The organism is Lysobacter helvus, from assembly GCF_018406645.1.
In the GTDB taxonomy this organism is placed as follows: Bacteria; Pseudomonadota; Gammaproteobacteria; order Xanthomonadales; family Xanthomonadaceae; genus Noviluteimonas; species Noviluteimonas caseinilytica.
In genome coordinates this window covers 884,844-898,162 of record NZ_AP024546.1, presented here as the reverse complement: position 1 = coordinate 898,162, position 13,319 = coordinate 884,844, and the positions used below count along the sequence as shown (strand labels likewise).

Below are 13,319 nucleotides of genomic sequence, written 5' to 3'. Positions count from 1 at the left end.
TAGAGGCACACCATGCATCAGTTCGAATACGTGGATTTCGAAGCGCGCCGCGACCGGCCCGAGGTGACCGCCTGCTGGCTGGCGACGCAGCAGATGCTCGCGGCGGTGAACGACACGCTGGATGGCTACTGCGATACGTGCGGCGACCTGCGCACCTTCAATGTCGTGCGCAACGGGAACGGCGAGGTGGAAACGCGCGAAGGCCTCGTCTGCGGCGCCTGCGGTTTCAGCGCGCGGATCCGCGCCACCATCGCGATGCTGCGCGCGCGCGCGCCGGACGCGCGCGACATCTACATCACCGAGCAGTCCACGGCGGTCTTCGCGTATCTCCAGAAACAGCATCCCGGCATCCGGGGCAGCGAGTTCGAACCCGACGCGTCAAAGCGGGAATCGCTCGGCGCGTGGCTGGCGCAGATCGGGGGCCACGGGCCCGTGGAATTCCAGGACATCACGCGCCTGACCTTCGAGGACGCCAGCCAGGATGCGATCGTGTCCATGGATGTGCTCGAGCACGTGCCCGATTACGCCGCGGCGCTGCGCGAGTTCGCGCGCGTCCTGCGGCCGGGCGGCGTCGTCGTCGCGACGTTCCCGTTCATCGACGTGGCCGACACGCTCGTGCGTGCTTCGATCGGCGACGACGGCACGATCACGCACCACGAAACGCCCGAATACCACGGCGATCCGATCGGCGGCCCCGTGCTCTGCTTCCAGCATTTCGGGTGGGACGTGCTCTCCCTCGCGCGCGCGTCCGGATTTTCCGACGCCGCCATGGTGATGCCGTGGGCGCCCGAGCGGGCGTTCTACTACGGCCACTGGACGCTGGTCGCCACGCGATGACCCTTCGCCCCGACGAGACAGGCAGGCCCCCGGACCGCATCGAGTCGCTGCGCGCGTTCGCATTCTTCGCGCTGGTCGCGCTGTGCCTGTCGCTGGCCGCCTACCATCCGTACTACTTCGGCGACGAGCTGTTTTCCTTCGCCTTCGGCAAGCAGCACGGAGGCGGTTTCGCCGACGTGCTCGCGGCGCTGAACGCGTACAAGCCGCGCATCCTCATGAACGTGCTGTGGGCCGCGATCGTCGCCGGCGACTGGCCGCGTTGGGTGCCCATGCTGGTGTTCACCGCAGGCATGGCCGCGAGCGCCGGTTACGCGTGGTTGCTCGCGCGCGTTGCGATGCGTGCGACCGCCGGCGTGGCGATCGCCGCCGGGCTCCTCGTGCTGCTTTCGCGCTTCAACGTGATGCTCTACCACGACTACGTGTCGGGGACGATCGAAGCGCTCAGCCTGGCGGCGTTCCTTGCAGGCATCTACGCGATGCGCGGTGTGTTGTTTCCGGGCAGCGGCATCGTCGGCGCGCGCGCGATTGCCACGGCCCTGGCGTGCTTCCTCGTCGCGGTGCTCATCCACGAACGCTACGTGGCCGGCATCGCGGGGCTGGTGGGCGTCGTCGTCGTGTTCCAGTGGTGGCAGGCCGGCCGGCGGATTTCCGCGCGGCAGCTCGCGGCGCTTGCCGCATTGGTGCTGGTGCCGCTGATCGTGTTCGTTGCGCTGGTGAAGGGACTGTCCGACAACCCGGTGGCCATGGGCACGTCGGGCAGGGTGGTGTCGGTGGATGCGGGCACGGCGAAGGTCGCGGGCACGTATGCGCTCAATGTCCTGTCCGGCACAAACTACGGACCGGTGTGGTTCGTCGGGCGCCTCAACCAGGATGCCGTCGATGCCACGGTGACGTTCCTGGTGTGCGCGGGCGCCGCGACGATCGCGTGGTTGTTGCCGTGGGCGTTCCGCCGCTGGCGTCCGCGGCTGTCCGTCGGCGCGCTGGCCTTGCTCGCGGCGGCGTTCGGGATGATCGCGATCGCCAGCCTGCCCGGTGCCGACCGCCAGGAAGCACGCTGGATGTTGCCGGCCTATGCGCTGGTGGTGCTGTTCGCGGTTTCGAGCTATCGCGGCGCCGGACGCGCGCTGCTGTTGTTGGTGCTCGGCGCGACGCAGCTGTATTACATCGCCTACGGACGGATCGAATCGATTTCCAGCATCCTGGCCTCCGATACGGCGCGCCACCTGGGCGAGACGCTGGACAACGTCCGGTTCTCGCGGGAGGGCGGCGTGCTCGTCGGCGGCACCGAGCCCGATACGACCTGGGTGCTGGGCGGCGGCGGCGAAGTGTTCTGCGCCGTCAACCTGCATCGCAACGATTGCGTCCGCACGCCTGCGGGCGTGGCGCAATCGCCCGGCTTCGACTACGGATTCGGCCTGGCGCCGCTGGTGCCGGAAGCAGGCGGCGCCCACTTCGCATTGCTGTCGCGCCAGCAGGCGCATGCGCTCGTGGGGTCGAAACAATTGCCGCCGGGCGGGCAAACGCTGGGCGCGGCTGGCAACTGGCAGGGATGGCAGTTCGCGCGTCCCTCGGATGCGGGGCCCGATGGCCTGCGCCTGGATCGCCTCGCGGAGAACACGCTCGCGATGCCTGCGGGAGAACTGGACGGTGTTGTGCTGGTGTATCGCGCGGAAGCCGTGCGCGGCACGGACGTCCTCATGCGGCAGCAGGTCAACTGGGCGGCGGCCGATGGCGCGTTCCTCGGCGCGACGCTGAGCGTGGTGCCGGTCACTGCCGGCGTTCGCGACTATCCCGCGTATGTCGTCGCACCCCGCGGTGCGGCGAAAGGCTATGTCTACGCCACGCTGCACGACGGCGCGACCGGCGTGGTGCGCCTGGAATCGGTGCGGATCGCGCGTTGAGCGCGCGCCGCACCCGGCGCGTCAGGACTCGTCGCGCACCACGTAGAGCGGCTTGGCCTTGACCTCGTCGAGGATGCGCCAGAGGTACTCGCCCATCATCCCGAGCATCAGCATGATCATGCCGCCGATCAACAGCACGGCGACCATGATCGGCGCCCAGCCGGAGAACGGCACGTCGCCGAAGGTCCACGCCACGACGATCGCGATCGCGTACAGCACGCCCAGCAGCGCGACCGCCGCGCCGCACGCCGACATCAGGCGGATCGGAAGGTAGGAGCCATCGAGGACGAAATCGTAGAACAGCTTGAGCTTCTTGCTGAAGGTGTACTGCGATTTGCCGATCGTGCGCGCACGGCGGACGTAGGGCAGGAACGTCGTCGGCAGTCCCGCCCACACGACGTCGCCCTGGAAGAACCGGTTGCGGCCCTTGAGGCTCAGGAACAGCGTCAGCGCCTTGCGGCTCATCAGCACGAAGTCGAACCCGCCGGCCGGGATGTTGGCGTTGCCCGCGCGCACCGCGCCGTAGGCGAGCCTGGAGAACAGGCGCGCGCCGAACGAATCCTCGCGCGCTTCGCGATGGCCGATGACTACGTCCGAACCGGCCTGCCACGCCTGCACCATTTCGACAGTCAGTTCGACCGGATCCTGCAGGTCGGCGGACATGTTGATCACCGCGTCGCCGCGCGCATGGTCGTAGCCGGCGATGATCGCCGCGAGCTGGCCGAAGTTGCGGCTGAAGTCGATGGTGCGCACGCGCGGGTCGGCGGCAGCGGCCTCGCGCATCTCCGCCAGCGAGCCGTCGCGCGAGCCGTCGTTGACCAACAGGATCTCGTAGTCGTGGCCGGCGAGCGCACCGCCGTCGAACAACGCATGGATCGCATCGCAGCTCAGGCGGATGGACCCTGCGTTGTTGTAGACGGGCAGGACGTAGGAAATGGTGCTCATGCTGTCGCTCCGGCGAGTGCGATCGCGCTGGACAACGCGCGGGCGATCGCCACCACCTCGCTCTCTTCCAGGCCGATGTAGAACGGCAGGCCGAGCAGGCGTTCGCCCAGGTCTTCGGCGGCGGCGATCGATCCTGCGACCGGCACGTCGACCAGCGCGGGATGACGGTTGAGGCTCGGCGAATACCAGCGGCGCGTTTCGATGCCGTCCGCCTCGAGCGCGGCGCGGATCGCGTCCATGTCCACGCCACGCGGCAACGCCGCGACCATCAGCGGGTACACGCCGTCGGCCGACTTGTCCTGCAGCGTCACCTCCGGGCAGTGCGTCGCGAGCACGGCGAGGTATTGCGCGTGCAGGTCGCGCCGCGCGCGCTGGGTTTCATCCCAGGCATCGAACGATGCCAGGCCGATGGCGCAGTGGTATTCGCTCATCTTGCCGTTGGTGCCGACTTCGCGGAGCTGGCCGATCCGCGTGTCGATGCCGAAGTTGGCGAGGCGACGAATGGCCTCGATGCGTTCCGGCGATGCGGACACCACCGCGCCGCCTTCCGCCGCGGCGAAGGACTTGGTCGCATGGAAGCTGTACACCACGTCGGTGTTGCGGCCCGCGTGCTGGTTGCCGAAGGCGCCGGCGGCATCGATGACCACCGGGATGCCCAGGCGTTCGGACAGCGCATCCCATTCCGCCGCGTCGTGCGCGAACCCGAAGGTCGACACGGTCAGGATCGCGTCGACGCGGCCATGGCTGCAGGCGGCTTCGGCAATCGCCGGCGTCAGCACCCAACGGCGCGGATCCACGTCGCCGAGCACCGGGACCATGCCCACGCGCAACACGGCGGTCGCGGTGGCGACGAAGGTGATCGCGGGGATCAGCACGCGCGCACCGGGTTGCAGGCCGAGTGCCTGCAGCGCCAGCTCCAGGCCCACGGTGCAGTTCGACACGGTAGTGACGTGCCGCGCATCGAACCCCGGGCCGCATTCCACGGCCAGGCGCTCTTCGAAGGCGCGGCTCAGCGGACCGAAGTTGGTGTACCACCGGTTCGCGTCGATCTGGCGGAGGTAGGGAACGATGTTGTCGGCCCGCGGCACGTGCGGGACAAGTAACGGAATGCGCTTCATGTGCGACTCGCGAAGGAAAAGTGTTTGTGCACCAAGTAGGTGGCACAGGTGATGAGGACGATCGAGATGGCCTGCGCCACCAGCAACTCGCCCGTGGCGCGCGACAGCAGCGGCAGCAGGACGAGGTTGGCGGCGAACAGGATCGTGTTGGCGAAGGCGAACCGCGGGAACTGCGCGTACCACCGGCCCACGTGGCGGAAGACGATCAGGCGTTGCGTCAGGTAGGAATGGGGCAGGGCCAGGCAGTAACTCGCGAACAGCGTCCCGATCGCGCCGAGGCGCGCGCCGGCCAGTGCGTGCACGAGCACGAATGCCAGGTAGCCGATGGCGGTGTTCCAGCCACCGACGAGGAGGAAGCGGACCCGCTGGTCGTGCAGCAGCGCGCGCAGCGGATGCTTGGGGCGGCTCGTCGCGCTCACGGCTTCTGCAGCGCTCGCGCGGGATTGCCCGCATACACGCCGGCTGCCGGAAGGTCGCGCACGACCACCGCGCCCATGCCCACCGTTGCACCGGACGCGATGTTGATCCCCTCGCGCACGCAGGCATTGGTGCCGAGGTAGGCCGCTTCGCCCAGCACGCACTTGCCGCTGATGTTCACGGCCGGGCCGGTGGTGACGAAGCGTTCGAGGCGGCAGTCGTGGCCCACGGTCGTGGCCAGGTTCAACTGCGCGTGGCCGGCGAGCACGATGTCGCAGGTGAGGATCGACCCGGCGCAGATGACGCTCCCGGCGCCGATTTCCACCCGGCGTCCCATCCGCACGTTGGGATGCACGAACGTCGGATAGTGCGTGTCGGCAGGCAGCTGCGCGACCAGGTCGCGCCGCGCCGCCGGGTTGCCGATGCCGATGACGACGTGCGCATCGTGCGGCAGGCGCGAAATCGGCAGCACCGGAATGTCGGCGACGTCGCGCGCGCGCCAGATGTCATCGCTCTCGCAGAACATGGCGACGCGCCCGGCCAGGCCGAGCTCTTCGAGGAGCCAGAGCACTTCCCGGGCGAATCCGCCGGCACCGGCGATCGCGATGGGCTTGGCGCTTGCGGTCATAGGGCGGACTCGAGTTCCGGCAGCAGCTTGAACAGGTCGCCGACCAGGCCGATGTCCGCGATCTCGAAGATCGGCGCTTCCGCGTCCTTGTTGATCGCCACGATCGTGCCCGCATCCTTGATGCCGGTGAGATGCTGGATCGCGCCGCTGATGCCGATCGCGATGTACAGCTCCGGCGAGATGATCTTGCCCGTCTGGCCGACCTGCAGTTCGTTCGGCACGTAACCGGCATCCACCGCGGCGCGCGATGCGCCGACGGCCGCGCCCAGCTTGTCGGCCAGGTCGTACACGATCTTGAAGTTCTCGGCCGAACCGACACCGCGCCCACCGGACACGACGCGCCTGGCGCTCTGCAGGTCCGGGCGATCCGACTTGCCCGCGGCCAGTTCGACGAAGCGCGTGTGCGTCGGCAACGTCGCATCGACCGTCGCGGATTCAACGGCGGCACTGCCGCCGCGCGCCGCTTCCGGCCACGACGCGGTGCGCACCGTCGCGACGACGGGCTTGCCCGCCGGCGTTTCGACCGTGACGATCGCATTGCCCGCATAGATCGGGCGCTTGAACGTCGTCGGGCCTTCCACCGACATCACGTCCGACACCTGCGAGACGTGCAGCAGCGCGGCGACGCACGGCATCAGGTCCTTGCCGAACGTGGTGCTCGGGCCGAACACGTGCGTGTATCCCTCGGCCAGCTTGGCGATCTGCGGCGCGAGCACCTGCGCGATCGCGTGTTCGTTCGCGGCGTTGGCCACCGCGATCACGCGCGACACGCCGTCGATCTGCGCGGCTTCGGCGGCGACGCCGGCCGGATCCGATGCGAGCACGACCACGTCGATCGCGTCGGCGTTGACGGCCTTCGCGGCCGACACGCACTTCGCCGTCGCGGCGTTGAGCTTCCCGCCGAGATGTTCGGCAACGATGAGTACCTTGGCCATCAGAGCAACCCCTTCGCTTTCAGTGCGGCGACCAGTTCGGCCGCGTCCTTCACCATCACGCCCTTGCTGCGCTTGGCAGGCGGCGCGTAGTGCGTGGTCTTCATCGCATCGCCGGTGTCCACGCCGAGGTCGGCGAACGGGATCGACTCCATCGGCTTGCTCTTCGCCTTCATGATGTCCGGCAGCTTGATGAAGCGCGGTTCGTTGAGGCGCAGGTCGGTGGTGACGACGGCGGGCAGGTCGACTTCCAGCGTTTCCAGGCCGGCGTCGACTTCACGCGTCACCTTCGCCTTGCCGGCTTCCACGTCCAGCTTCGAGGCGAACGTGGCCTGCGGGCGGCCCCACAACGTCGCGAGCATCTGGCCCGTCTGGTTGGCGTCGTCGTCGATGGCCTGCTTGCCGAGGATCACCAGGTCCGGCTGTTCCTTCTCGACCAGCTTGAGCAGCGTGCGCGCGGCGACGATCGGATCGACCGGGCCATCCACGACCACGTGGATCGCGCGGTTGGCGCCCATCGCCAGGCCGTTGCGCAGGTGGGCCTGGGCGTCGGCGGGGGCGATGGTGGCGACGATCACTTCCGTCGCGATGCCCTTGTCGCGCAGGCGCAGCGCTTCTTCCAGCGCGATTTCGTCGAAGGGGTTGGCCGACAGCTTCACGCCATCGGTGACCACGCCGGAACCATCCGGCTTGACCTGGATGCGGACGTTGTAGTCCACCACGCGCTTGTAGCCGACGAGGATCTTCATCGTTCGGGGAATCCTGGGGGCAGGGGAGGCCCATGGAGCGGGCCGTGGGCCGGCAATTCTAACGGACCGGGGGCCCCGCACCGTCGAGGCAGGGTGCGATGCAGTACCCTTCACGCCTCGTTTTTCGAAGGAAAGGGGCGGGAATGCTGCATCCGGTGATCCTCAGCGGCGGCAGCGGTTCGCGCCTGTGGCCGCTGTCGCGGCAGAACCAGCCCAAGCAGTTCCTCTCGCTCATCGGCGAACGCTCGCTGTACCAGGAGACCCTGCGCCGCGCGGCCGCCCTGCCGGGCGCGCAGCCGCCGGTCACCGTCTGCAGCGAAGAACACCGCTTCATGGTGGGCGAGCAGCTGCAGGGCGTGGGGCTGGCCAACGGCGGGATCCTGCTCGAACCGGTCGCTCGCAACACCGCGCCGGCCATCGCGATCGCGGCCCTGCACCTGGCGGCCCGCGATCCGGACGCCGTGATGGTGGTGCTGCCCGCCGACCACCTCATCGAGGACGAAGCGGCCTTCCGCGCGGCCATCGTGCACGCGATCGGCCTGGCCGAAGCCGGTTGGCTGGTCACCTTCGGCATCGAGCCCGACGCGCCGGAAACAGGCTACGGCTACATCGCGCGCGGCGCGCCGCTGGGCGAGGACGGCTTCAAGGTGCAGCGCTTCGTCGAGAAGCCGGACCTGGCCACCGCGCAGCAATACCTCGCCGATGGCGGGTATTCGTGGAATTCCGGCATGTTCGTGTTTTCCGCGCAGCGTTACCTCGACGAACTGCTGGCCTACGCGCCGGCGATGTTCGCCGCCGCCACGGCCGCGTGCGAACGCGCGAAGCGCGACCTCGACTTCATCCGCGTCGACAAGGACGCCTTCGCGTCCAGCCCCAGCGATTCGATCGACTACGCGGTGATGGAAAAGACCGACCGCGCCGCCGTGGTGCCCGTGAGCTGCGGCTGGAGCGACATCGGCTCGTGGTCGTCGCTGTGGGCGGCCTCGCCGCGCGATGCGGACGGCAATCGCCACGAAGGCGACGTCATTTCCATCGACACGCGCGACAGCCTGGTGCGCGCGTCCGATCGTCGCCTGGTCGCGACGATCGGCGTCGACGGCCTCGTCATCGTCGACACGCCCGATGCCACGTTGATCGCGCGCAAGGATCGCGTGCAGGACGTCAAGGCGATCGTCGACCGGCTGAAGGCCGCCGGCCGCCAGGAACACCTGTTCCACCGCAAGGTGTACCGCCCGTGGGGCAGCTACGACTCGGTGGACGCGGGCCCGCGGTTCCAGGTGAAGCGCCTCGTGCTCAAGCCCGGCGCGGTGCTGAGCCTGCAGAAGCACCACAAGCGCGCCGAACACTGGGTGGTGGTGTCGGGCACGGCGGAAGTGACGTGCGACGATCGCGTGTTCGACCTGCACGAGAACCAGAGCACCTACATCCCGCTGGGCAGCGTGCATCGCCTGCGCAACAGGACGGCCGAGCCCGTGGAACTGATCGAAGTGCAATCGGGCAGCTACCTCGGCGAGGACGACATCGTCCGCCTCGAGGACGTGTACGGGCGCGAGTAGGCGCCTACGACTTTCGTACGGTGCGCGTGCAATGCGCGCCGGATAACATTTCGCACTTGCAGCACGCTGCATCGAACCAGGGAGACACGCGCATGGCGCAATCGAAGCTCTACAAGGACGCCAGGACGGCGCTCGATGGCCTCGTCGCCGACGGGCAGACGCTCGCGGTCGGGGGCTTCGGCCTGTGCGGCATCCCGGAGGCGCTGATCGAAGCGCTGCGGGATTCCGGCGCGAAATCGCTGACGGTGATTTCCAACAACGCCGGCGTCGACGGCTTCGGCCTCGGCCTGCTGCTCGGCACGCGCCAGATCCGCAAGATGATTTCGTCGTACGTGGGCGAGAACAAGGAATTCGAACGCCAGTACCTCTCCGGCGAACTCGAACTCGAATTCAACCCGCAGGGCACGCTCGCCGAACGCCTGCGCGCCGGCGGCGCAGGCATCCCCGCGTTCTTCACGCGCACCGGCTACGGCACGATCGTCGCGGACGGCAAGGAAACGCGCGAGTTCGACGGCCACCACTACGTGATGGAAACCGCGCTGAAGGCCGACGTCTCGCTGGTCAAGGCATGGAAGGCCGACAAGGCCGGCAACCTCGTGTTCCGCAAGACCGCACGCAACTTCAATCCTGCGTGCGCGATGGCGGGCAAGACGTGCGTGGCGGAAGTGGAGCAGCTGGTGGAAGTCGGGGACATCGATCCGGACCACGTGCACCTGCCCGGCATCTACGTCGACCGCATCGTCGTGAACGCGACGCCCGAAAAACGCATCGAACAGCGCACCGTGCGCCAGGGAGCCGTGTAATGGCCTGGACCCGCGACGAAATGGCGCAACGCGCCGCACAGGAACTCAGCGACGGCGCCTACGTGAACCTCGGCATCGGCCTGCCGACGCTGGTGGCCAACTACATTCCCGACGGCATGGACGTGTGGTTGCAGTCGGAGAACGGCCTGCTCGGCATCGGCCCGTTCCCGGCGGAAAACGAAGTCGACGCCGACCTGATCAACGCCGGCAAGCAGACGGTCACCGCGCGCAAGGGCGCCAGCTATTTCGGCAGCCACGATTCGTTCGCGATGATTCGCGGCGGCCACATCGACCTGGCGATCCTCGGCGCGATGCAGGTCACCGACCAGGGCGACCTGGCCAACTGGATGGTGCCCGGCAAGATGGTGAAGGGCATGGGCGGCGCGATGGACCTCGTCGCCGGCGTCAAGCGCGTGGTCGTGCTGATGGAGCACACCGCCAAGGGCGGCGAACACAAGCTGCTCCCGCAATGCACGTTGCCGCTGACGGGCGTGGGCGTGGTGAACCGCGTGATCACCGACCTCGCCGTCATGGACGTCACGCCGGACGGCCTGCACCTGGTGGAACTCGCGCCGGGCGTCTCGCGCGAAGAACTCGCGGAAAAAACCGGCGTGCCGGTGAAGTGATGCGGCATCGGCGCGCGGCCTCCCGCGCGCCCGGTCCTTGAACCTTGTGGCGTGTCCTTGGCATCTTCACGCGGTCCGGTGGAGACTCGCCGGCAACACCGGCCCCAGGGGGCGGAAGGTCACTCCGATCCGTGACTGCCCGCCGGGACGGTCCAGCGTCCGACGTGGATAATCCCGCGTCGGGGGTACGCCACCGATCATCTTTTCCACGGGACCTTGCATGCGCCACATCCTGCTAGCCGCCGCGATCCTCGCCGCGGGTGCCTGTTCGAACCAATCCACGTCGCCCCCGGCTTCGCACGCACGGGCGGCCACGCCGCCTGCCGCGTCGATGGGGTCGATCGCGCGCGGGCAACTGCCTGCCGCCCATGCCCGCGGCATCGCCTCGCTGCCCGACCGCGGCACGCTGGTCGCGTATCCCAAGGCCACGCCGATCCACGACACCGCCTACACCTGGCGTCCCGTGTCGATCAGCGAAGACCATGCCATCGCCGCCATCGCCAAGGGCGAACTCGAACTCACCGCGCCCGACGGCAGCCCGATCCGCCTGCGCTATTCGCGCCATGTCGAACACGCCGATGGCAACTGGACCTGGATCGGCAGCCCCGCCGGCGCCACGCCGGGCAACGAAGCCATCATCACGTTCGGCCCGACCGCGGTGTTCGGCACCATTCCCACCCGGTCCGGCGACACGCTGCGCCTCACCACCATCCGCGGCCGCACGTGGATGCTGGAAACCGACGGCGCGATGGAAGCCCGCCTGGGCATGACCGGCGCGGATCCGTCGGGCCGCTCCGACGTGCGCTTGCCGCCCCGCATGGCCGGCGCGCGCGCCGATGCCGCGGACATGGCCATGATCCGCCAGGCGCGCACCGCGTCGGCGGTGTCCGGCCCCCTGGCCACGGCCAACGCCACCACCGCCAACGCGTCCGCGTCGACCACGGTCGACCTGCTGGTCGGCTACACGCCGCAGTTCGCTTCGCGCTTCGGCGGCACGGCGGGTGCGAACACGCGCATCACCTTCCTCGTCGACGTCGCCAACCAGGCGTACGGGGCGAGCCAGGTCGATGCCGCGTTGCGCCTGGCCGGCACGCTGCAGGTCGACTACACCGAAGCCAATTCCAATTCCGACGCGCTGTACGACGTGACGGGCGTGGCATGCACCGAACAGAGCAACGGCTCGCTCAACTGCGACGACAAGCCCGTGCCCGCCGCGCTGGCGCCGCTCGTGGCCATGCGCGAAGCCGTGGGCGCCGACGTCGTCTCCCTCGTCCGCAACTACAGCAGCACCGCGCAGCAGGGCTGCGGCATCGCCTGGCTGGCGGGCGCGGGCCAGGCCGGCATCACCGCGACCAACGATGCGCCGTACGGCTATTCGGTGGTCAGCGATTCGAATGGCGATTCGGGCGGTGCGTTCCCGAGCAACGGCACGGTGTGCCGCGATGAAGCGCTGGCGCACGAGCTCGGCCACAACATGGGCCTGCAGCACGATCGTGAAACCGCTTCGGACACCGATGGCGTGCTGCAGCCCGAGGAATACGGCGTGCTGCCGTATTCGTTCGGCTATCGCGGCGGTTCGGCCTCCGTGTACACCGTGATGGCGTACGGCACGACGGGCCTGCACAAGGTGCGCGTGTTCTCCAACCCGAACATCCTGTGCACGTGGTCGGGCGGCCCGGCGGCGGCCCCCTGCGGCCTCGCCGACCAGGCGGACAACGCGCGCGCGCTGCGCCAGACGATCCCGGTCGTCGCCGCGTTCCGCCAGGCGCACACCTCGCACCGCAACGACTACGACGGCGACGGCATGGCCGACCTGTTGTGGCACAACGTCGCGACCGGGCAGAACACGATCTGGGGAATGATCGGCCTCGATCGCATCTGGGCGGCGCAGGTCTATCGCGAAGCGAACACCGCGTGGGACGTGGTGGCCTCGGGCGACTTCAACGGCGATGCGCATGCCGACGTCCTGTGGCGCAACCAGGTCACGGGCGAGGACTACGTGCAGCTCATGAACGGCACGCAGGTCCTTGCGGGTTCGGGCATGACCGCGCGCGTTTCCGAGCCGGAATGGAAGCTCGTGGCGCGCGGCGACTTCGACGGCGACGGCAAGACCGACCTGTACTGGCGCAACACATCCAACGGCCTGACCGCGGTGTGGTTCATGGATGGCGCGACGTTGCGCAACATGTCCTACGTCCACCGCGAAACCGACCAGGCCTGGACCGTCGTGGACACCGGCGATTTCAATGGCGACGGCTACGACGACGTGCTGTGGCGCAACACGAACACGGGCGAGAACTTCGTCCAGTTCATGCAGGTCACCACGGTGCTGCCGGGATCGCGCGCCACCACGACGGTGAACGACTTCAACTGGAAGATCGTCGCGGTCAACGACTTCGACGGCGATGGCAAGGACGACATCTACTGGCGCAATTCCGTCACCGGCGTGAACGTGCTCTGGAAGATGGATGGCGCCACGCCGACGATGCAGACGTCGTACACCGAGCGCGACGCCAACTGGACGATCGTCAACAGCGGCGACTACAACGGCGACAACCGCGCCGACCTCGTCTGGCGCAACGTCGCGACGGGCCAGGTCTACATGCAACTGATGTCGGGCGCGACGGTCCTTGCGGGCCGCGAACTCGAGCGCGTCGCCGACCTCAACTGGAAAATCGCGGGCCGCTGACGCGCCCGCCCACCCGCCGGACGGACGCGCCGGGACGACCACCGGTCGTGGAAATGCGTGATGACCCTCAGCGTCATCACGCTTTCGCGATGCCGGCTGTAAGGAAATGGATGAGCCC

The 13,319-nt window shown here is 68.4% G+C and carries 12 protein-coding genes; 6 read left to right on the top strand and 6 right to left on the bottom strand.

What is annotated here, in order from left to right:
* Window positions 1-12: 12 nt before the first annotated feature.
* Both LYSHEL_RS16065 and LYSHEL_RS04460 read left to right on the top strand, forming a co-directional pair.
* On the top strand, window positions 13-837 hold the full coding sequence (locus LYSHEL_RS16065; RefSeq protein ID WP_279640656.1) for a class I SAM-dependent methyltransferase: 825 nt from the start codon (window positions 13-15) through the stop codon (window positions 835-837).
* Entirely contained in the window at window positions 834-2,738 is a 1,905-nt protein-coding gene (locus LYSHEL_RS04460) for a hypothetical protein (protein ID WP_213436089.1), read from the top strand. The genes LYSHEL_RS16065 and LYSHEL_RS04460 overlap by 4 nt, the downstream gene beginning before the upstream one ends.
* A gap of 21 nt (window positions 2,739-2,759) precedes the next feature.
* Here the strand turns inward: LYSHEL_RS04460 and LYSHEL_RS04455 are convergent, their stop codons facing one another.
* Genes LYSHEL_RS04455 through LYSHEL_RS04430 form a run of 6 tightly spaced genes read right to left on the bottom strand, consistent with a single transcriptional unit; the run spans window position 2,760 to window position 7,527 of the window.
* A complete protein-coding gene (locus LYSHEL_RS04455) occupies window positions 2,760-3,683 on the bottom strand; it encodes a glycosyltransferase family 2 protein (protein ID WP_213436087.1) in 924 nt (307 codons plus the stop codon).
* A complete protein-coding gene (locus LYSHEL_RS04450; RefSeq protein ID WP_213436085.1) occupies window positions 3,680-4,801 on the bottom strand; it encodes a DegT/DnrJ/EryC1/StrS family aminotransferase in 1,122 nt (373 codons plus the stop codon). The genes LYSHEL_RS04455 and LYSHEL_RS04450 overlap by 4 nt, the downstream gene beginning before the upstream one ends.
* Window positions 4,798-5,220 carry a GtrA family protein gene (locus LYSHEL_RS04445; protein WP_213436083.1) on the bottom strand — a complete coding sequence of 141 codons (423 nt, stop codon included), beginning with the start codon at window positions 5,218-5,220 and terminating at the stop codon, window positions 4,798-4,800. Before LYSHEL_RS04445 ends, LYSHEL_RS04450 begins: the two co-directional genes overlap by 4 nt.
* A complete protein-coding gene (locus tag LYSHEL_RS04440) occupies window positions 5,217-5,846 on the bottom strand; it encodes a NeuD/PglB/VioB family sugar acetyltransferase (RefSeq protein WP_213436081.1) in 630 nt (209 codons plus the stop codon). Before LYSHEL_RS04440 ends, LYSHEL_RS04445 begins: the two co-directional genes overlap by 4 nt.
* Window positions 5,843-6,781 carry an electron transfer flavoprotein subunit alpha/FixB family protein gene (locus tag LYSHEL_RS04435; RefSeq protein ID WP_213436073.1) on the bottom strand — a complete coding sequence of 313 codons (939 nt, stop codon included), beginning with the start codon at window positions 6,779-6,781 and terminating at the stop codon, window positions 5,843-5,845. Before LYSHEL_RS04435 ends, LYSHEL_RS04440 begins: the two co-directional genes overlap by 4 nt.
* Window positions 6,781-7,527 (bottom strand): electron transfer flavoprotein subunit beta/FixA family protein, encoded by a 747-nt coding sequence (locus LYSHEL_RS04430; protein WP_213436071.1) that lies wholly within the window; start codon window positions 7,525-7,527, stop codon window positions 6,781-6,783. Before LYSHEL_RS04430 ends, LYSHEL_RS04435 begins: the two co-directional genes overlap by 1 nt.
* A gap of 143 nt (window positions 7,528-7,670) precedes the next feature.
* Here LYSHEL_RS04430 and LYSHEL_RS04425 point away from each other — a divergent pair, with 143 nt between their 5' ends.
* The 4 genes from LYSHEL_RS04425 to LYSHEL_RS04410 all read left to right on the top strand — a co-directional run bounded on the left by LYSHEL_RS04425 (window position 7,671) and on the right by LYSHEL_RS04410 (window position 13,201).
* Window positions 7,671-9,083: a mannose-1-phosphate guanylyltransferase/mannose-6-phosphate isomerase gene (locus tag LYSHEL_RS04425; RefSeq protein ID WP_213436069.1), complete on the top strand. Its 1,413-nt coding sequence runs from the start codon at window positions 7,671-7,673 to the stop codon at window positions 9,081-9,083.
* Window positions 9,084-9,175: 92 nt separating this feature from the next.
* Window positions 9,176-9,886 carry a CoA transferase subunit A gene (locus LYSHEL_RS04420; RefSeq protein WP_213436067.1) on the top strand — a complete coding sequence of 237 codons (711 nt, stop codon included), beginning with the start codon at window positions 9,176-9,178 and terminating at the stop codon, window positions 9,884-9,886.
* Window positions 9,886-10,512: a CoA transferase subunit B gene (locus LYSHEL_RS04415; protein ID WP_213436065.1), complete on the top strand. Its 627-nt coding sequence runs from the start codon at window positions 9,886-9,888 to the stop codon at window positions 10,510-10,512. Before LYSHEL_RS04420 ends, LYSHEL_RS04415 begins: the two co-directional genes overlap by 1 nt.
* A gap of 220 nt (window positions 10,513-10,732) precedes the next feature.
* Window positions 10,733-13,201 (top strand): reprolysin-like metallopeptidase, encoded by a 2,469-nt coding sequence (locus LYSHEL_RS04410; protein ID WP_213436063.1) that lies wholly within the window; start codon window positions 10,733-10,735, stop codon window positions 13,199-13,201.
* Window positions 13,202-13,319: the final 118 nt, after the last annotated feature.

Coding starts and splice junctions, on each gene's coding strand:
- LYSHEL_RS04415 (WP_213436065.1), top strand. CDS start 9,886: ATGGCCTGGACCCGCGACGAAATGGCGCAACGCGCCGCACAGGAACTC.
- LYSHEL_RS16065 (WP_279640656.1), top strand. CDS start 13: ATGCATCAGTTCGAATACGTGGATTTCGAAGCGCGCCGCGACCGGCCC.
- LYSHEL_RS04460 (WP_213436089.1), top strand. CDS start 834: ATGACCCTTCGCCCCGACGAGACAGGCAGGCCCCCGGACCGCATCGAG.
- LYSHEL_RS04440 (WP_213436081.1), bottom strand. CDS start 5,846: ATGACCGCAAGCGCCAAGCCCATCGCGATCGCCGGTGCCGGCGGATTC.
- LYSHEL_RS04420 (WP_213436067.1), top strand. CDS start 9,176: ATGGCGCAATCGAAGCTCTACAAGGACGCCAGGACGGCGCTCGATGGC.
- LYSHEL_RS04455 (WP_213436087.1), bottom strand. CDS start 3,683: ATGAGCACCATTTCCTACGTCCTGCCCGTCTACAACAACGCAGGGTCC.
- LYSHEL_RS04450 (WP_213436085.1), bottom strand. CDS start 4,801: ATGAAGCGCATTCCGTTACTTGTCCCGCACGTGCCGCGGGCCGACAAC.
- LYSHEL_RS04435 (WP_213436073.1), bottom strand. CDS start 6,781: ATGGCCAAGGTACTCATCGTTGCCGAACATCTCGGCGGGAAGCTCAAC.
- LYSHEL_RS04430 (WP_213436071.1), bottom strand. CDS start 7,527: ATGAAGATCCTCGTCGGCTACAAGCGCGTGGTGGACTACAACGTCCGC.
- LYSHEL_RS04410 (WP_213436063.1), top strand. CDS start 10,733: ATGCGCCACATCCTGCTAGCCGCCGCGATCCTCGCCGCGGGTGCCTGT.
- LYSHEL_RS04425 (WP_213436069.1), top strand. CDS start 7,671: ATGCTGCATCCGGTGATCCTCAGCGGCGGCAGCGGTTCGCGCCTGTGG.